The organism is Nocardia colli, from assembly GCF_008704205.1.
GTDB classification, from domain to species: domain Bacteria; phylum Actinomycetota; class Actinomycetes; order Mycobacteriales; family Mycobacteriaceae; genus Nocardia; species Nocardia colli.
This window is the reverse complement of record NZ_VXLC01000015.1, coordinates 233,864-252,371: the sequence shown is the minus strand read 5'-3', so window position 1 is coordinate 252,371 and position 18,508 is coordinate 233,864. Positions and strand designations below refer to the sequence as shown.

Below are 18,508 nucleotides of genomic sequence, written 5' to 3'. Positions count from 1 at the left end.
GCAAGCGACGCTACTGCGGAACACCGCGCTCACGCGGGCGGCACACGGTGCGACGACCGGATTGCACCCGCTACCGGGGCAGGGCGCTGTTCCGGTTACGCCTGTTTCGACGCGAGCTCGATCACGGTGATGTCGGAGGGGGCGCCTACCCGGACCGGAGGACCCCACGCGCCGGCGCCGCGGGTGACGTAGAGCTGGGTGTCGCCGTATCGCTCCAGGCCCGCGACGGTCGGATTGGCCAGTCCCGCAACCAGATTGCCCGGCCATACCTGGCCGCCGTGGGTGTGTCCGGACAGTTGCAGATCGACGCCGAACTTGACCGCGTCGTGGATCTGCACGGGTTGGTGCGCCATGAGCACCGCGGTGCGCGCGAGGTCGCGGTTACCGAGGGCGGCGGTGAAATCCGGTCCCTGACCGATGGATTTGCCCTGAATATCGTTGACGCCCGCGAGATCGAAATACGGCAGCTCGACGCGACTGTTCGCCAGCATGTGCATTCCGAGTTCCTGCACGTGCTCGATCCACTCTTCGGCACCGGAGAAGTACTCGTGATTGCCGGTGACGAAATATGCCCCGTGTCGCGCCTTCAGTCGCGACAGCGGTTCGACCGCAGACCGCAGGTGTTCGACGCTACCGTCGACCAGATCGCCCACCACGGCAATGAGATCCGGTTGGGTGCCGTTGATCGTCTCGACCACCCGCTCGGCGAACCCGCGACCGAGAATCGGGCCGAGATGAATATCGCTGACCACGGCGATCCGCATGCCGTGCGCGGCGCGCGGCAGATTCGCCAGCGGCACCGTCAACTGTTTCACTCGCGGACCGGCCAGCACGCCATAGGTGCCGTAACCGACGGTGCTCACCGCCGCGACGGCCGCCGCACCACCCACCGCGCGAGAAACGAAGAGCCGCCGCGAAACCGGCGCGGGATCGACCGGCTGATCCGGCGTGACGTGGTCGGGTGCACCCGCGGGAACGAGCGCATCTTCGACCACCGCGGAGCCGCGATTGATCCATCGCCGGGAAAACGGCCGGATCACCTCGCCGACCAGCAGCCACAGCACGAGGTAGAGGAACAGCACGCCCCACATATATCCAGGCCAGGCGAGAATCTGGATGGCCAGAAACGAAATCCCGGCCCGTTCGGCGACAAACGCACCGATCAGCAGGAGCGGCCCCAGGATGATCACCGCGGTACCCACCCGCCGCCCGATCGATCCGCGCATCGTCGTATCCCGTACCAGCCGCCGCCACACATACCAATGCAGCCCGCCGAACACCCCGAGTACGACGATTCCCACGCCTGCGACAACCACGGCATCACTCTAGGTCGAGCAACACTTCTGCGCCTTCAGCGCGTTGTCGCCCTGCGCGCCGTGTGGCTGTGGCGACGGCAATCCGCGAATACGTGCCACTGAGTGACACGCGGATGCTGCGTGGACCGCCGGGTTCGTCGCATGCTCGAGGTATTCGCCGATAACCACCCCCGCAAGACCTCGCGTCCGAGGCGAGAGGACACTCCGATGACCACGTCCGACCTGGATTTACTGAGCCGGCTTCGCCGCTACGAGCAGCCACCCGCGGGATTCAGTCCACGCCGGGCGGCACCCGATGAGCTGAATCGCTACGGGTACCCCCGCCAGCCGGACCCGGAGCGCGAACCGCGGCTGCATGCCCTGTGGGACACCACGATCGACGACTCGTATCGCATGATCACCCCGGAGTTCAGCATCGATCCGATCTTGAGCGAGCGACGCTCGCGTTCGTTGGCGCTGATCGATCCCGACCGGCGCGACGCGCAGGGCAAGTTGCTCTCCGCCGACGGCTGGGCCGGCGCTGTCGTCGGGCGCGGCGACGGGCCCGCCTTGAACACCGTGAGCGCGAGCTTCCACGTGCCCCGGATCTTCGTGCCGCCGGGCGGGCTGCCCAACGGCCGGTATTCCATCGGAGTGTGGATCGGCCTCAACGGGTACATCGTGGACCAGCAGGTCGTGCAGGCGGGCATCGTCGGCTGGCTCGGGATCGGCCCCGGCTACGACGGATTCGTCCGCTACTACGCGTTTTTCGAGTGGTATCCGAACCCGCCGGTCCGGATCGACAACTTCGTGGTCGCCGACTTCGACGAGATCGCCCTGACCGTTTGCACACCGAATCCGAGCCGCGGGTTCGTCGCCATCTCCAACAAGACGAACCCGCAGAACACCAGTGTCGGATTCGATCCGCCACCGGGAATCGTCTCCTCCGGATCGAGCGCCGAGTGGATCGTCGAGGCACCACAGCATCTGGTTCCCCGATTCAACGACGTGAAGTTCGTCGGATGCGTCGGCGGTTCCCAATCCACCGAGATCGATCTGGGCACCAACCCGCACTACGTCACCGAAATCAGTAGCGGCACCGGCGCTGTCCTCACCCAGTCGACGATCGACTACGAGATCTTCGCCGTCGGTCCACACGGAGTACGCAGCAACACCGATATACGGTTCCGCGGAAGCGGCTGGCCTGCCTGACTGTCCGGCGCCGTGCCCCGATAGTTCAGACCCAGGCGCCGATCGCGAGGAACACGCAGATGAGTACGAACAGGATCCCCATAAGCGGCGCAACGAATCTCACATACCGGTCGTAGCGCACCTTCGCCAGGGCGATACCACCGGTCACCACCGCCGTCGTGGGTGTGACCAGGTTCGCCCACCCGGACGCCGACTGCCAAGCGGTAACCACAAGCGACCGTGGCACATTCGCGAAATCCGCGAGCGGCGCCATGATCGGCATGACCAGCGTGGCATGCCCGGAACTCGACGGAATCAGAAAGCCCAGCGGCACATTCACCAGGAACACCGCGATCGCGAACAACGCCGACGAGGTGCCGGTCACCACGCCTTCCAGCGCATGCAGTGCGGTGCTGGTGATCTCGGTGTTGTTCATGATGACGGTGACCCCGCGCGCCAGCACGATCACCATGCCCGCACCGACGAAATCACCGAACCCCTTGCCGACCGCCTCGGACATCTTGTTCTCGCCCAGGCCACCGACGAGCCCGATCAGCACCGCGCCGACCAGGAACAGCGCGGTGAGTTCCGGGAAGTACCAACCCAATTCCCACTCGAACGCCGCCGCCCCGGGTCCGTTGATCACCTCCGCCCACGGGATGATCGCGAAGATCATGAACGCGAAGGTGAGCGCGACCAGCCAGAGCACCGCGGCCTGACGACGGGTCATCGCCGCGGGCGCATGGTCTTCCGCTCGGATGTCGCGATCGCCGGGTTGCCAACCCGACCAGGACTTCCCGGGATCCCGTTTGACCCGGCGCGCGTACCAGAGCACGTATCCGACGGTTGCCGCGGTGAGCACCGCCAGCATGGCGATTCGCAGCAGGATGCCGTCACCGATCGGAACACCGGCGGCCGAAGACGCCGTCCCGGTGGCGAACGGATTGACCGTGGAGCACAGCATGCCGACACCGGCCCCGCAGATGATCGCGCCGACCGCGGTCATCCGGTCGTAGCCGAGCGCCAAGGTCAATGGCACCAGGAGCGCGTAGAACCCGAGCGTCTCCTCCGCGAACCCTTCCACCGTGCCGGCGATCGCGAACACCACCATGACGCCGACGATCAGCAGCGAGGACCGGCGGCGCAGCCGAAAGGCCAACTGCCCGATGCCACTGTCGAGCGCGCCGGTGGCGAAGGCGACCGTGATGAACGCGCCGACGGCGAGCACGAACAGGAATACCGCTGCCGCACCGTAAAGATTGCCGGACAGGTCCGGACCGACCTGACCGGACTTGGCGTCCTGAATGCCGTAGAGACCGTTGATCGGCGAGAGGAACAGATCGCGCAGCCGCGCGCCGAAGTTCTTGGCATCTTCGATGCGATGGTAGGACCCGGCGATCGGATGGCTCTTGTCGTCGACGTCGTAGGCGCCCGGCGGAATGACGAACGCCGCGAGCCACACCAGCACGGCCACCCCGGCGAGGATCGTGTAGGTGGAGGGAAAGTACCGCGTCTTCTGCGCCGGCGGCTCGGATTCCGGTGCGACCTTTACTGTTTCGACGTCGCTCACCGGCGCACCCCGGCGGCGAAGAGTTCGAAGAACTCGGCCTCGGCGAGGGCGACCTTCTCGACTTCGCTCAGCAGGACTCGCTCGTTGAAGCCGTGCAGGTTGCACTTGGCGTCCTCGGCGCCGAGCAGCAGCACCTCGGCGCCGGGATTGACCGCGGCCAGCGAGTTGGTGAGCGGAATGGAGCCGCCCATCGCCGAATCGACCACCTCGGCACCCCACGCCTTCGTCATCGCTTCGCGCATGGCCGAATAGGCCGGACCGCTGGTGGCAGCGGCGAATCCACGTCCGACGTCACCGCCGGTGACCTCGAGTTCGATGCCGTAGGGCTTGACCTTGCGCAGGTGATCGATGACCGCCCGCTGCCCTTCGGCCGGATCCTGCTCCGGATGGACGCGCACGTTCAGATAGGCGCGCGCATGCGGAACAACCGCGGACGCAGCGGTTTTCACCGGCGGCGCGTCGAGTCCGATGACCGTGATCGCGGGCCCGTACCAGATTCGCTCGCCGATCGGACCGGTGCCGAGCAACGGCATTCCCGGTGCCATGCCGGTGATTTCGGCGAACTCCGTGTCCGTGTAGTTCGCGCCGGTCCAGGTGTCCCGGCGCAGTCCCTCGACGGCGACGTTGCCGTCGGCATCGTGCAGGGTGGTCAGCGCGGCCATCAGCGCGAGCAGCGCATCCGGTGCGGCACCACCGAATTGGCCGGAATGCACGGGCGCGGCGAGGGTACGGACCTCGACGAAGACGTCGGCGACTCCGCGCAGCGCGGTGGTCAGCGTCGGCGTTCCCGCGCGAATATTGCCCGCATCGCAGATCAACAGCGCGTCGGCCTGAAACAGGTCGGGCTGCTCAGGCGGATAGTCGTCGAACGCCGACCCGTACTCCTCCTGACCTTCGATGACGACGATGATCCCCACCGGCGGCTTGCCCTCATGCGCCCGCAGCGCACCGATATGCGCGACCACGTTGGCTTTGCAATCGGCGGCACCGCGGCCGTAGATCGCGCCGTCCCGCTGGACCGGCGTGAACGGTGGTGTGTTCCAGAGCTTTTCGTCACCCGAAGGCTGAACGTCGTAGTGCCCGTACAACAACACCGTCGGTGCGCCCGGCGGAGGCGGAATGCGCCCGTACACGACCGGCGAGGTATCGGGCAGTTCCAGCACCCGCAGGTCCTCGATACCGGACTTGCGCAACTCGTCGGCAATACGATCGTGCGCACGCTGCACATGCTCGACCGGATAGCCGGGAAACGCGATCGACGGTATCGATATCAGCTGTTCGAGCAGGTCTGTGAGCTCCGGCAGCAGATCACTGACGATCCCCCGCAGGTCACCGCGCTGGTCCATGTCGCACATGGAACCACCCGATTCGCCCGCCCCGGCAAAGCCTCGGCGATGTTTATCCAAGAGTGACCGAACCCGGCTCCGATAAGTGTCGTACGGTTTTATCGGCACACGGTGTCCTCGGTGCTGGGCGTTACCCATGACGGCCTAGGAAGAGGGTTCCTCATGATCGACGATCAAGCAGACGTCCGGCACCCCTCGGACCTGCCGTTCGACGACAACCTGTGGGACGCGGTCGCGTCGGCATTCGAGCGCCACACCGGGCGGCGCGCGGCGATCGCGGCGAACGGGGTCGGGTTCGTCTTGGTCGCGGTGCAGTTGGCTGTGCTGAGCATTCCGTGGACCGGTGGGCATGCGCATTTCCGGCACGACGCCATCGTGGTCAGCACCTTCGGGCTGGTGTACTTCGCCGTCGCGGTGCTCATCGGGGTCCATCGCGGTGAGCGCCGAGCCGATCGGGCGTTCGGCTGGGTGCGCCAGCGGCGGGCGCCGACCGTGCAGGAACGGTCACTGACGCTGGGTTTCCCCTCCGCCGAGGCGATCGATGAGTTCGGCGGCTGGTTCCTCGGGGCGATCTTGATCGCGGTCGTGCATGCCGTGCTGCAATATCCGGTGCTCTACACGGCGCGGGTCGGCATCATCATCGCGCTCGGCGGGCTGACCAGCGGCGCGCTGTCGTATCTGCTCCTGGAACGGGTGGCCCGGCCGGTCCTGCGGGTCGTCTTGGCCGGCGAGGCGCCGCCGGCCGGCGCCGTGCTCGGGCTGCGCGGACGGCTGATCCTGTCCTGGCTGCTCAGCGGCGCGGTCCCGGTCGTGCTGCTCGGCACCGCGGCGCTCGGGCTGACGGCCGCGGAACGCGCCTGGCTGCCGGTGTCGCTGGCCGTGCTCGCCGGGTTGAGCGTCGTGGCGGGTCTCGCGTTCACCGCCGCGATGGCCTGGTCGCTGGTCGAGCCGGTGGTCGGCTTGCAGGCAGCGCAACGACGGGTGCAGAACGGCGACCTGACCGCGCAGATCCCCGTCGATTACGGCGGCGAGGTCGGCCAGTTGCAGGCCGGGTTCAACCACATGGTCGAGGGAATGCGCGAGCGGGAACGCCTGCACGACCTGTTCGGCAGGCACGTCGGCACCGAGGTCGCCCGCTTCGCCATGACCGGCGGTGTGCGGGTGGGTGGCGAGCGCCGCCCGGCCAGCGTGCTGTTCGTCGATTTGATCGGGTCGACCTCGCTCGCCCAGCGCCTGCCGCCGGAATCGATGGTGACCATGCTCAACGACATGTTCGCCGCGGTCGTGCAGTGTGTCGGCGCCGAAGGCGGATGGGTGAACAAATTCGAGGGCGACGCCGCGTTGTGCGTATTCGGCCCGCCGGACAACACCATCGGGCATGCCGCCGCGGTGCTACGCGCCGCTCGATCGTTACGGACCGAACTGGCCGCCCTCGCCGAGCGATATCCCGAACTCGACGCCGCGATCGGAATATCGACCGGAATCGTCGTGGCCGGCAACATCGGCGCCGAGCGCCGCTACGAATACACCGTCATCGGCGACCCGGTGAATGTGGCCGCCCGGCTCACCGAAAAGGCGAAGACGGTGCCGGAACGAATACTGGTCGCCCACGACACAATTGCCGACGCTCCCGACGAAGCCCGGTGGTGGCAGCCGCACGACACGTTGATGCTGCGCGGCCGCTCCACTCCGACAAAGACTTTCGCGCCGCTCCCGGTCGATGACACCGCGGCGGCGCGAGCCTGAGCACCGCTATTCGATGGTCGCCGACAGCTCGTACGCGGCGAGCACGCGCTGGACCACCGCGGTCAGCTGCTCGACATCGACCAGCTTCGGTGAATGAAACCCGTTGCAGCGCAGGGTGATCTGACCGTCGGATTCGAACAGCGAAACGTAGAGATTGCCGCCACGCGCGGCCAGCACAGTCAGCGAGTCCAGGCTTTGATTGACCAGCCCGAGCCTGATCTTCGAGGCCGGGCGGCCATCCACGCAGAGCATCTCGGGGTCGAGTTCGCCGAGGTTGGAGCACACCGAGACGGTCGCGTCGGCGGCGACTTTGCGCACCAGCTTGCCGAACGACTTGCGCGGCAACGCAACCGCGATCGGAATCAACGGCGCCACGGGCCGCTCACCGGTGACGGCGGCGCTCAGCTTCTCCTTCATCACCGCGCGCAACGGGGCCAGGTCGGTCAACGGTCCGTTCCGCAGGTCTACCTCGAAGTCGATGGAGGCCAAGGCATTTGCCCGCCGATCCGCCTCGGTGCGGGTACTGACCGGCATCATCATCCGGGCCCGCCCCGCTTCGTCGGTGCGACCGATCTCGGTGGCAATGGCCGCGGTCACGGCGACCGCCAGCGTGGTCGCGCTCCCACCCCGGGTCTGGGCGGCGGCATGCCAGAGCGGCGCCGGAATCGTCGCGTCGACGGTCGGCAGGCGGAAGTCCTGGTCGTTGCCCGTGTCCGCGTCGGGCTCGCCGAGCCTGCCCGCCGCCAACTGCGCGGCCAGCCCGATCGCCTTCACCAGCGCACCGCCACGTCGCGCGGCATCGCGAATATCGCCGTACAGCAGGCGCATCCGCCCGAATTCGTCGGTCGGGTATTTCGGCTCGAACCGCTTGTCCGCGACCGCCTCCGCGATCGCGTCGCAGAACGCGCGCCCATCGGCGATCGTGTGCGAGGCCAGCAGCGACACCGCGCTGTCCCCGTTGTCGCAGGCCGTCGTCGACAACCGCCACGCGGGCCCGCCGAAGGTGTGCAACTCCGCGCGGCCCTGCGCGGCGATCCACGATTCGAGCTCGCCGCGCGGAATCGGCGGCTCCGAGACCTCGAGCGGATCGAATTCGGCTCGCGCACTCCACCGATCACCGGCCGCCGGGATCATCGCGGCCGCGACCACCCGTCCCAGCCTGCCGTGCCGCAATGCCGCGTGAAAATCCGCGAGTGCGGCCTTGTCCACCGGACGGTCGTAATGCCAGACCGCCTGTATCGCCAGGGTCCCACCCAGCGCGGAATGCCCCCGCGCGCTGACACAATCGATGTCCCCAAGCCGGTACGTCACACAAATCTCCTAGAGTTGCCATAGCCGCTACAGCGCAGGGCACGCGCCATTGCGGTCAACTCCCTGTATCGGTGAAACGCACCATTTCGCATCATCTAATTTCCGGAAATCGGCCCGAGGTACTAAACCATAATGCCGCCGACTTCCGTACCAATGAAATTTAATTTCGCGAGCCGTCGCCACCGAGCCGGTCAGCCGCGTTGGTCACCCGGGGTGTACGGAATGTTGAGGGCGTTGTTCTCGTCGACCCGGATCGGCCGGCCGAGTTGCGGAAACGCCCGCTGGGCGCAATCGGCACGTTCGCATACCTTGCAGCCGGGGCCGATCGGGATGGCGGTGCTCGGGTCATCGATCGGAAGTCCGTGGGAGTACACGAGTTTGTGCGCGTAGCTGAGATCGCAGCCGAGTCCGATGGCGAAGTCGCGCTTGGGCGAGAGATATCCCGGGGTGCTCTCGTCGGTAGTGCGGGCCAGCCACAGATAGCGGCGGCCATCGGGCATCTGCGCGATCTGCGTCCGGATGCGCCCGGGACTGCCGAACGCCTCGTGCACGACCCACAGCGGGCAGCTGCCGCCGACTCGGGAAAAGTGAAATGCGGTGGCGGACTGCCGTTTCGAGATATTTCCGGCGCGGTCGGTGCGGACGAACAAGAACGGCACACCGCGCCGGCCGGTCCGTTGCAACGTGGACAAGCGGTGACTGACCGTCTCGAACCCGACCTCGAATTTCGCTGACAGCAGGTCGATGTCGTACCGCAGCGCCTCCGCCGCGTCGTGAAAAGCGTTGTAGGGCAGTATCAATGCCCCGGCGAAGTAGTTCGCCAGTCCGACCCGCAGCAGCCCGCGCGACTGCGCGGCCAGCGAGTCACCCCGGGCGATGACCGCGTCGATGGTGTCGATCTGGGTGAGGAACGCCAGCTGCGTCGCGAGCTGAAACGCCCGCTGCCCGGCCGACAACCTGCGCGCGAGGGTGAGAATCCGGGTGCCGGGATCGAAAGTGCGCTTCGGACCGGGCTGATCGGGATCATCGGTACGGATCACGACCGCGATATCGTGCTCCTCGCGCAACAGCCTGGTCAGCTGCAGATCCAACCCGCCGAGCGTGAATCCGCGCCGGGTGAACAGTTCTTCGGCGGCGGCATCCAGATCGGGGATGTGGTTGCGATGGTCGTAGAAGAAGTCGCGGACATCCTCGTAGGGCATCCCGGTGCCCGAATCATGGGAGTCGATTCCGGCGGACACCCGTTCGAGCTGTTCGGTCGCGCCACGCAACCGGCGATGCATGCCGACCAGCACCCGCGCGGCGGCGGGAATCCGGGAAACCAGTTCGTCGATCTCGGTGGTCGTGATCGCGACCCCGTCGGCTTCCTCGGCGAACACCTCTTGCAGATCGGCCAGCAGCCGCGCGTCGGTGTCCGCGGCGAAGAACTGCATGTCCAGATCGAAGGTCGAGTTGAGCCGCAGCAGCACCGGCACGGTCAGCGGGCGCTGGTCGTTTTCCAGCTGATTGACGTAGCTGACCGACAGCCCGAGCGTGGTCGCCATCCCGGTCTGGGTCAGCCCCCGTTGCTCCCGCAGCGCGCGCAGCCGCCCGCCCGCGTACATCTTCTGCATATTCCGAAATCTAGCACCATCGTCTTACACAACTTTCACAAGTTTGCCGGTTTGCTTCCGCAAATATAGGCATTTGCGAGGTATTTCCCTGGTGAATCGTTGTGTGTAGCGTGCGAAATAGAACGCATACATCGATGTCTGGAGGATTTCCACGGTGAAGAATCATCTCGTTCGCACCCACCGCTCCGCCGAGCAGTTCCCGCGCGACGAACACCTCGCGTGGCGCATCGCCGAGGTCGCCACCGACCAGGTCGAGGTGGCGCCGGAAACGGCGGAGATGATCATCAACCGGATCATCGACAACGCCTCGGTCGCGGCGGCGTCGCTGACCCGTCGCCCGGTCGCCAATGCCCGCGCCCAAGCGCAGGCGCACCCTTACCAACCGGGTGCGGCCGTGTTCGGTGTCGGCGGCAGCTACTCCCCCGAGTGGGCGGCCTGGGCCAACGGCGTCGCGGTGCGGGAACTCGATTTCCACGACACCTTCCTCGCCGCGGAGTACTCACACCCCGGCGACAACATCCCGCCGATCCTCGCGGTCGCCCAGCACGCCGGGCGCACCGGCCGCGACCTGATCCGCGGCCTGGCCACCGGATACGAGATCCAGATCGACCTGGTGCGGGCGATCTGCCTGCACGAGCACAAGATCGACCACGTCGCCCACCTCGGCCCGTCCGCCGCGGCCGGGATCGGCACGCTGCTCGGTCTCGACGCCGAGACGATCTACCAGGCCGTCGGCCAGGCGCTGCACACCACGACCGCGACCAGGCAGTCGCGCAAGGGCGAGATCTCCAGCTGGAAGGCCTACGCGCCGGCCTTCGCGGGCAAGATGGCGGTCGAGGCGGTCGACCGGGCGCTGCGCGGCGAAGGCGCGCCGTCGCCGATCTGGGAGGGCGAGGACGGCGTGATCGCCTGGCTGCTCGGCGGTCCGAAGGCCGAGTACTCGGTGCCGCTGCCCGGCCCCGGCGAGCCCAAGCGGGCCATCCTCGACTCCTACACCAAGGAACATTCCGCGGAGTACCAGAGCCAGGCGCCGATCGACCTCGCGCGCCGGATGCGCGACCGCATCGGCGATCTCGACCAGATCGCCTCGATCGTGCTGTACACCAGCCATCACACCCACGTGGTCATCGGCACCGGTTCCGGCGATCCGCAGAAGTTCGACCCGACGGCCTCGCGCGAGACCCTCGACCACTCGGTGATGTACATCTTCGCGGTCGCGTTGCAGGACGGAACCTGGCACCACGAACGGTCTTACGCGCCCGAGCGCGCGCGGCGGCCCGACACGGTCGAGCTGTGGCGCAAGATCTCCACCGCCGAAGATCCCGAGTGGACCCGGCGCTACCACTCCACCGACCCCGCGGAGAAGGCGTTCGGCGCCCGGGCCGAGGTCACCCTGAAGAGCGGTGAGGTGATCGTCGACGAGCTCGCGATCGCCGACGCGCACCCGCTCGGTGCCCGTCCGTTCGCCCGTGAGCAGTACATCGCGAAGTTCCGCACCCTGGCCGAAGGCGTCATCGCACCGGCCGAGCAGGATCGCTTCCTCGACGTCGCCCAGCGCACCGCGGAGTTGAGTGCCGCTGAGCTGTCCCAGCTTTCGTTCACCGTGTCCGACGAGGTGCTCGCGCGGGCACCGCAGCTGCCGAAGGGACTGTTCTCATGACCGGACTGCTCGCTGCCGCGACCTCGGCCGCCGACAAGCGCGCGGCCTTCCGTGCGGGACTCGCGTCGGGTTCGATTCAGCGCTTCCCCGGTGCGTTCAATCCGTTGGTGGCCAAGCTGATTCAGGAGATCGGGTTCGAGGGGGTCTATGTCTCCGGCGCGGTGGTTTCGGCCGATCTCGCGCTGCCCGACATCGGCTTGACCACGCTGACCGAGGTGACCGAGCGCGGACAGCAGATCGCGCGGGTCACCGATCTGCCCGTACTCATCGACGCCGACACCGGATTCGGTGAGCCGATGAGCGCGGCGCGCACCGTGACGTTTCTCGAGGACGCCGGGATCGCGGGCTGCCACTTCGAGGACCAGATCAATCCGAAACGCTGCGGCCACCTCGATGGGAAGGGTGTGGTGCCGACGGAGGAGATGGTGAGCCGGTTACGGGCGGCCATATCCGCGAGGCGCGACCCGAATTTCGTGATCTGCGCGCGCACCGACGCCGCGGGCATCGAGGGCATCGACTCGGCGATCGAGCGGGCTAAGGCCTATGCCGACGCCGGGGCGGACCTGATCTTCACCGAAGCGCTCTACAGCGAAGCCGATTTCGCGAAGTTCCGGGCGGCTGTCTCGATTCCGTTGCTGGCCAATATGACCGAGTACGGCAAGACCGAGCTGCTCACCGCCAAAACCTTGGAGTCGATCGGCTACAACGCCGTTATCTACCCGGTTTCCACTCTGCGCCTGGCGATGTGGGCCACCGAGAACGGGTTGCGGGAGATCTTCGCCGAGGGCACCCAAGCGGGTCTGCTGGATCGGATGCAGCCCCGGAGTCGCCTCTACGAATTGCTTCAGTACGAGCGCTACAACGAATTCGATTCCGACGTCTTCAATTTCAGCCTGGGGAAGGACCAGTGATGAGGGAGACCGCCGTACCAACTATCTATAAGGGGCTTGCGGGTGTCGTCGTGGACACCACCGCGGTGTCCAAGGTGGTGCCGGAGACCAACTCGCTGACCTACCGCGGCTACGCCGTGCAGGATCTGGCCGAGCACTGCTCGTTCGAGGAGGTCGCCTACCTGCTGTGGTACGGCGAGCTGCCCAATGACGCTCAGCTGGAACGGTTCTGCCAGCAGGAGCGGGCCGCCCGGCGCGTCGATCGGTCGCTGCTGTCGCTGGTCATGAAGATGCCGGACAACTGCCACCCGATGGACGTGGTGCGCACCGCGATCAGCTACCTGGGCGCCGAGGACCCGTCCGAGTCGGACGGCAGCCCGGCGGCCAACCGCGCCAAGGCCTTACGGATGATGGCGGTGCTGCCGACCATCGTCGCGGCCGACCACCGCCGCCGGCACGGCCAGGAGCCGATCGCCCCGCACTCGCATCTCGGGTTCGCGGAGAACTTCCTGAACATGTGCTTCGGCAAGATCCCGTCCCGGGAGCTGGTGAAGGCGTTCGAAGTCTCGCTGATCCTCTACGCCGAGCACAGTTTCAACGCCTCGACCTTCGCCGCCCGCGTGGTCACCTCGACCATGTCCGACATCTACAGCGCGGTCACCGCGGCCATCGGCGCGCTCAAGGGCCCGCTGCACGGCGGCGCCAACGAGGCGGTCATGCACGACATGATCGCGATCGACGACCCGGCCCTGGCCGAGCAGTGGATGCGCAACAAGCTGGCCAAGAAGGACAAGGTGATGGGCTTCGGGCACCGGGTCTACAAGAACGGAGACTCCCGGGTGCCGACGATGAAGCAGGCTTTCGTCGACATCGCCGCGGCCACCGACGGGCACAAGTGGGTCCAGATGTACGAGATCCTCGAACGCACCATGAACGAGGCCACCGGCATCAAGCCCAACCTCGACTTCCCCACCGGCCCGGCCTATTACCTGCTCGGGTTCGACATCGAGATCTTCACCCCGATCTTCGTGATGAGCCGGATCACCGGCTGGGCCGCGCACATCATCGAGCAGAGCGAATCCAACGCGCTGATCCGCCCGCTGAGCGAATACGTCGGCGTGCCACAGCGTTCGGTCCTCGCCTGACCCTGAGCTTCCTGGCCGCCCCCGCCTGACGATCACGAGGCGTCAGGTATCGCGGCGGGCGGGAACGGATCATCGCGCCCAAACGAGTCTGCGTTTGAAGTCAGGTCGTTCGTCCTGCTATGAACTAGCGTGGCCGGTGACGGTCGACTGATCCTCGGAATCTCAGCGAGTGTGTGGAGTTCACTCGCCGGGAATTGGATTCGCGGGTCAGGGCAGGGAGGGGCGCGATTGTCGTGCCATGCCGAGAATTTGGGGGGGGAAGCATGACCGATATCGCGCAGCGCACTCAGGGTGTGTCGGAATGGGTGAAGACGCGAGACGGGCGGCGGCTGCACGCGACGGTGCTGGGTAGCGCCCAATCCGGTACCGAACCGACTGTCGTGTTCGAGGCGGGGTCGGCTGTGGCGCGGTGGTCATGGGCGATGGTGCAACCGGGAGTGGCGCGGTTTGCGCGGGCGGTCGCGTATGACCGGTCGGGGCTCGGGCGCAGTGCACCGGATTTGACGGATCGCACGCTGAGCCGGATGGCCGACGACTTGAACGAGGTGCTGGACCATTTCGGGCCCGGTCGGTTCGTGCTGGTCGGACATAGCGCCGGTGGGCCGATCGTCCGGCTGGCGGCGGCTCGGCGGCTCGATCGGATTGCCGGGCTCGTACTGATCGATCCCACGGACGAAGCCGCCGACGTGTTGTTCGGCCCCGGGTTCCGGCGGCTGGAGCGTGGCGCGATCGCCGTGAGTGGCGTGCTCGCCCGGTTGGGATTGATGAAGGTGCTGTTTCGGGGGCAACTGCGGGCCGCGCCGGACGACGTTCGGCGGGATATGGAGCGAGAGGCGTTCCTTCCCAGCGTGATTCGTACGCAACGACAGCAGGCGCGAACCTTCCTGGATGAGCTGGCGACCTGGCGCGGTAACCCACCTGACCATGAGTCGGTCCCGGTCACCGTCATCTCGGGAGCGCTGGCCGGCGAAGGCATGAACGCCGCCATGCGTGCCGCGGCCATCGCCTCCCACGCCCACCGGGCCGACCGATCGCCGCTCGGCCGTCACGTCATGGCCGAGAACTCCTGCCATAACGTCCCCGCCACCGACCCGGATCTGATCGTCCGGGAGATCGCCAGAATGGTGCGTACGGCAGACGACGCCGGCGAGTAAAGTTGGGCTTCTACGGAATCGGCATGTGTTCTACTGAATTACATTGCCGCGTTACCGAATAATCCCCTCGAGGTGCCGAGTTCGGCGCCGGCTTAACTTTCGTGAAGAAGAACTTACACTGGTAGCCGGAATTGGTTGCGCGTCTTAAACTCTCAAACCCGACGGTAATCGACGGAAAGTAGCCGATGGGTAAGCACCGCGCACCACAAAAGCCTGACGTCCCGATGCGGTTGGCCGTGGTATCGACGGCCGCGCTGCTCACCGCCCTGGTCACCGCCGACCGAGGCGCATCGCACAGCAGCGGGCCGACGGCCAGCCGCGCTCACAACACCACGGTGGGCGAGCCGACCGGCCCGGTCACGTCACCACCGGACAGCGGGCCGGAAACAGTACCGGACCTGCCGCTCGACGAACACCCGCTCGGCGATGTCGCGCCCACGCCCGAACCCGAATTGGGGCGCCACGCCGCGGATAATCCGAATCGCCAGGGCGCACCCCAACCGGCCGACGATCCCGGCCCGCCGCCCCCACGCGACGTACTCAGCGGTGCGACCGCAGCGTGGATCGCGGGCACCACGCAGGGCTACGAATGGCTCACCCATATCGAGCAGTGCATCGTGGCGCACGTTATGCCCAACGCGGACCCGAACCGCGTGTAAACGAATGTAGGTTGCGTTCACCCGCCGCGATCGGCATTATTGCGCGGGTATGCCACTGATATCCGATATTGTTTCCGACAGCCTCGAGGGCTTGTCCGTAGGTGATGCGCTGGGCGCGCAGTTCTTCGTTCCCGGCCGGTCCGTACCCGATCTACTCGCCGGGCGACCGCCGGCCGCCCCGTGGCCCTGGACCGACGACACCGAGATGGCGTGTTCGGTTTACGCGGAGATCCGCGCCCGCGGGCACATCGACCAGGACGCGCTCGCGGCCGTCTTCGCCGATCGCTGCGAGCCCTATCGTGGCTACGGCGGTGGCACAGTCGTTGTGCTGCACGAGATTCGCGACGGACGTCCCTGGCACGATGCGGCCGGCGCCGCGTTCGAGGGTCGCGGTTCCTGGGGCAACGGCGCCGCGATGCGGGTGGCCCCGCTCGGCGCGTACTTCGCCGGCGACCCGGACCGAGCGGCCGCGCAGGCCGCACTGTCCGCCGAGGTCACCCACCGGCATCCGGAGGCGATAGTCGGCGCGATGGTGGTCGCCGCCGCAACCGCGCATGCGGCGGCGACTCGTGAAAATGGCTGCACCCCAATCGAATTGCTACAGGCAGTCGAACCCTATCTGGTCGACGGCCGCACGTCCGACGGTATCCACAGAGCCCGAAAGCTATTGGGCCGCACGGTAGCCGAAGCCGCCTACGAGCTGGGTAACGGCGCGGAAGTCAGCGCTCAGGACACCATCCCATTCACACTGTGGGCCGCCGCGACTTTCCTCGACGACTACCCCTCCGCTATTACCGCCTGCGTCGAAGCCGGTGGCGACGCCGATACGACGGCCGCGATCGTCGGCGGAATTGTGGCCGCCCACACGGGAATCGGACGGCGTGGCGGCATTCGCGGAATCCCCGAGCAATGGCTCGCCGCACGCGAACCACTTCCCGAATGGGCGACAGATTGACGCCGACAATACTTTTCACAGATGGTCGGCATCACCGACAGAGCGCACTACTGCTCGCCCGCGCAGCCGCTTGGCATCTGATCACACGAATGCAAGACCGACCGGTCGGCTATCCGCCACTTGCCGATTGCAGACAATTAGCCCTAGTCCATACTTGAACGCTTGACCAACTCGAAATACCATGCCCAGTACCGAATTTGACTAGGCATATTAACCAACAGAGAGACCACTCAGTCGGCAGTCGCCTGCGGTTAGTTGCGAGCCAAACAGGAGCCATTGTGTGATAACGGTCACACAGCGACAAGCAAACGCCATCCAGGCAGAGAGGTGTGAACCACCCTCGCCGAGCTAAATTCTGGCTACTGAAACTTGTTTGCTCGCCTTCGGGCACCTTGATACGATAATTTCATCCCATTGGGTTGAAGATCGATGATGACTAAATTTCCGTCAGCGTGATGATTTGTCTTATGATTTCGGTTCAGAATACCATTGTTGAGCCGGTGGAAATCAAGCGCAGTTCACCGGAGGGAAAGCAGTGCAGGGGCTTACACAAGAAGACGTCCGACATACCTTCGACGGTGGTCTCCCGTCTCAGAATAACATCGATTCCGCCATCATTGTGGGCGCCGGATTGTCCGGTCTCGCAACCGCATTCGAATTGGCGAAGCAAGGGACCAAAGTCACCGTTCTGGAAGCCAGTGACCGGCCGGGCGGCCGAACCTGGACGTTCCGTCACCCTTTCTCCGACGGCCTGCATGCGGAGGCCGGCGCGATGACGGTGACCGAACAGTGCCATTACACCATGCATTATCTCAGGGAAATGGGGCTAGAGACCGAGCCGAGCGATCTCGTCGACACCGATTTCAGCTACTACCGCAACGGCATTCGCATCCGGCCGGACCAGGTCGCCGACCACGCCGAGGCGCTCGGTCTCCATCCGGATGAGCAGCACCTGACCGTCGCCGATCTGTTCGCCAGGTACGTCACGAAGTTCAACGAGAACATCGGCCCGGAGGTCGCGGCCCTGGAGTGGACCCCGACGCCGAATCTGCTGGAGCTGGACCAGATCTCGGTGCGCCGGATCCTCACCGACCGCGGCGCGTCGGCCGGCGCGATCGCCCTGATCGAACCGCTGTTCCTCGAAATGCGCGGCGGCGAACTGGAATCCGCCTCCGCGATGGCCTGGGCCCGCTACGAGTCGAGCCCACGCTCGTTCTCCGCCGCCGGAGCCCAGTGGTACAAGGTCAAGGGCGGCACCGACCTGCTCGCCCATGCGCTCGCGGACAAGGTGAAAGACCATATCCATTACCGCAGCCCGGTAGTCCGCATCACCCAGAGCGAGCACGAAGCACAGGTCACCTTCCTCGACCGCGACCGGTTGCAGACGATCAGCGCGGACCGGGCCGTTGTCACCGCGCCGTTCAGCAGCATGCGCCGGCTCAATCTGTCGATGGCCGGACTGTCGGCCGCGAAGCATTCGGCGATCCGCACCCTCAAATACGTTTCCGTGCTGCGCATCTACCTTCAGATGCGCAAAAAGTTCTGGCCGGAAGACAAACTGATGCTCTCCGCGGACACCGCGATCTGCACCGTCCGCGACGCCACGCCGCGACTACCCGGCCCGCGCAAAATCCTCGAATGCTGGCTCACCGGTTGGCCCGCGCAGGCCGCGGCGAGCATGACCGAGGACGAGCGGGTCGATTTCGCATTGCACGAAGTGGAGCAGATGCTGCCCGGCGCCCGTGCCCACTTCGAGCTCGGCAGCTCGGTGGCCTGGGACAACGAGCCCTACGCCGGCGGCGCCTACATCCTGCCGGAAGTGGGCCACAGCGAGCTCATGGAGCACACCCGGACGGCAGCGGGCCGAATACATTTCGCCGGTGAACACACCGCGTTCGAACCGAACGGCGGCTCGATGAACTACGCACTCGAGTCGTCTATTCGAGTTCTGCTCGAGCTATCTGCCCACTGAC

Annotated in this window: 14 protein-coding genes; 9 read left to right on the top strand and 5 right to left on the bottom strand. The window is 66.2% G+C overall.

The features are described from left to right. Positions 1-95: 95 nt before the first annotated feature. On the bottom strand, positions 96-1,316 hold the full coding sequence (locus F3087_RS28230) for a metallophosphoesterase (RefSeq protein WP_223885406.1): 1,221 nt from the start codon (positions 1,314-1,316) through the stop codon (positions 96-98). A gap of 207 nt (positions 1,317-1,523) precedes the next feature. On the opposite strand from F3087_RS28230, the gene F3087_RS28225 reads away from it, so the two are divergent. Beyond that, positions 1,524-2,507, top strand: a complete 984-nt coding sequence (locus F3087_RS28225; protein WP_191094171.1) for an A4/G1 family peptidase — start codon at positions 1,524-1,526, stop codon at positions 2,505-2,507. 25 nt (positions 2,508-2,532) lie between these two features. Here F3087_RS28225 and F3087_RS28220 read toward each other — a convergent pair whose 3' ends face one another. Beyond that, complete coding sequence (locus tag F3087_RS28220) at positions 2,533-4,056, bottom strand: YfcC family protein (protein WP_150405081.1); 1,524 nt, start codon at positions 4,054-4,056, stop codon at positions 2,533-2,535. Continuing rightward, on the bottom strand, positions 4,053-5,402 hold the full coding sequence (locus F3087_RS28215) for a M20/M25/M40 family metallo-hydrolase (protein WP_150405080.1): 1,350 nt from the start codon (positions 5,400-5,402) through the stop codon (positions 4,053-4,055). Before F3087_RS28215 ends, F3087_RS28220 begins: the two co-directional genes overlap by 4 nt. 162 nt (positions 5,403-5,564) lie before the next feature. On the opposite strand from F3087_RS28215, the gene F3087_RS28210 reads away from it, so the two are divergent. Next, on the top strand, positions 5,565-7,148 hold the full coding sequence (locus F3087_RS28210; RefSeq protein WP_150405079.1) for an adenylate/guanylate cyclase domain-containing protein: 1,584 nt from the start codon (positions 5,565-5,567) through the stop codon (positions 7,146-7,148). A gap of 6 nt (positions 7,149-7,154) precedes the next feature. Here F3087_RS28210 and F3087_RS28205 read toward each other — a convergent pair whose 3' ends face one another. Together F3087_RS28205 and F3087_RS28200 are read right to left on the bottom strand one after the other, a co-directional pair. Next, positions 7,155-8,459 carry a hypothetical protein gene (locus tag F3087_RS28205; protein WP_150405078.1) on the bottom strand — a complete coding sequence of 435 codons (1,305 nt, stop codon included), beginning with the start codon at positions 8,457-8,459 and terminating at the stop codon, positions 7,155-7,157. Between the two features lie 191 nt (positions 8,460-8,650). Beyond that, positions 8,651-10,072, bottom strand: coding sequence for a short-chain fatty acyl-CoA regulator family protein (locus F3087_RS28200; protein ID WP_150405077.1), 1,422 nt, complete (start codon positions 10,070-10,072; stop codon positions 8,651-8,653). A gap of 154 nt (positions 10,073-10,226) precedes the next feature. On the opposite strand from F3087_RS28200, the gene prpD reads away from it, so the two are divergent. The 7 genes from prpD (at position 10,227) to F3087_RS28165 (ending at position 18,507) form a co-directional block, all read left to right on the top strand. Next, entirely contained in the window at positions 10,227-11,732 is a 1,506-nt protein-coding gene (gene prpD / locus F3087_RS28195; RefSeq protein ID WP_150405076.1) for a 2-methylcitrate dehydratase PrpD, read from the top strand. Beyond that, positions 11,729-12,643: a methylisocitrate lyase gene (gene prpB / locus F3087_RS28190; protein WP_150405075.1), complete on the top strand. Its 915-nt coding sequence runs from the start codon at positions 11,729-11,731 to the stop codon at positions 12,641-12,643. The genes prpD and prpB overlap by 4 nt, the downstream gene beginning before the upstream one ends. Next, positions 12,643-13,767: a bifunctional 2-methylcitrate synthase/citrate synthase gene (locus F3087_RS28185; RefSeq protein ID WP_150405074.1), complete on the top strand. Its 1,125-nt coding sequence runs from the start codon at positions 12,643-12,645 to the stop codon at positions 13,765-13,767. The genes prpB and F3087_RS28185 overlap by 1 nt, the downstream gene beginning before the upstream one ends. Positions 13,768-14,030: 263 nt before the next feature. After that, positions 14,031-14,921 carry an alpha/beta fold hydrolase gene (locus F3087_RS28180; protein WP_150405073.1) on the top strand — a complete coding sequence of 297 codons (891 nt, stop codon included), beginning with the start codon at positions 14,031-14,033 and terminating at the stop codon, positions 14,919-14,921. A 185-nt stretch (positions 14,922-15,106) separates the two neighbouring features. Further along, the gene (locus F3087_RS28175; protein WP_150405072.1) at positions 15,107-15,580 is read left to right on the top strand and encodes a hypothetical protein; all 474 of its coding nucleotides are present in this window, start codon (positions 15,107-15,109) and stop codon (positions 15,578-15,580) included. A gap of 91 nt (positions 15,581-15,671) precedes the next feature. Continuing rightward, positions 15,672-16,535, top strand: a complete 864-nt coding sequence (locus F3087_RS28170; RefSeq protein ID WP_263407241.1) for an ADP-ribosylglycohydrolase family protein — start codon at positions 15,672-15,674, stop codon at positions 16,533-16,535. A gap of 535 nt (positions 16,536-17,070) precedes the next feature. Continuing rightward, entirely contained in the window at positions 17,071-18,507 is a 1,437-nt protein-coding gene (locus F3087_RS28165; RefSeq protein WP_150405070.1) for a flavin monoamine oxidase family protein, read from the top strand. Position 18,508: the final 1 nt, after the last annotated feature.

Excerpts from the sequence above, each read along its gene's own strand:
- F3087_RS28225 (WP_191094171.1), top strand. The coding sequence starts at position 1,524 with ATGACCACGTCCGACCTGGATTTACTGAGCCGGCTTCGCCGCTACGAG.
- F3087_RS28210 (WP_150405079.1), top strand. The coding sequence starts at position 5,565 with ATGATCGACGATCAAGCAGACGTCCGGCACCCCTCGGACCTGCCGTTC.
- F3087_RS28175 (WP_150405072.1), top strand. The coding sequence starts at position 15,107 with ATGGGTAAGCACCGCGCACCACAAAAGCCTGACGTCCCGATGCGGTTG.
- F3087_RS28200 (WP_150405077.1), bottom strand. The coding sequence starts at position 10,072 with ATGCAGAAGATGTACGCGGGCGGGCGGCTGCGCGCGCTGCGGGAGCAA.
- prpB (WP_150405075.1), top strand. The coding sequence starts at position 11,729 with ATGACCGGACTGCTCGCTGCCGCGACCTCGGCCGCCGACAAGCGCGCG.
- F3087_RS28180 (WP_150405073.1), top strand. The coding sequence starts at position 14,031 with ATGACCGATATCGCGCAGCGCACTCAGGGTGTGTCGGAATGGGTGAAG.
- F3087_RS28185 (WP_150405074.1), top strand. The coding sequence starts at position 12,643 with ATGAGGGAGACCGCCGTACCAACTATCTATAAGGGGCTTGCGGGTGTC.
- F3087_RS28215 (WP_150405080.1), bottom strand. The coding sequence starts at position 5,402 with ATGGACCAGCGCGGTGACCTGCGGGGGATCGTCAGTGATCTGCTGCCG.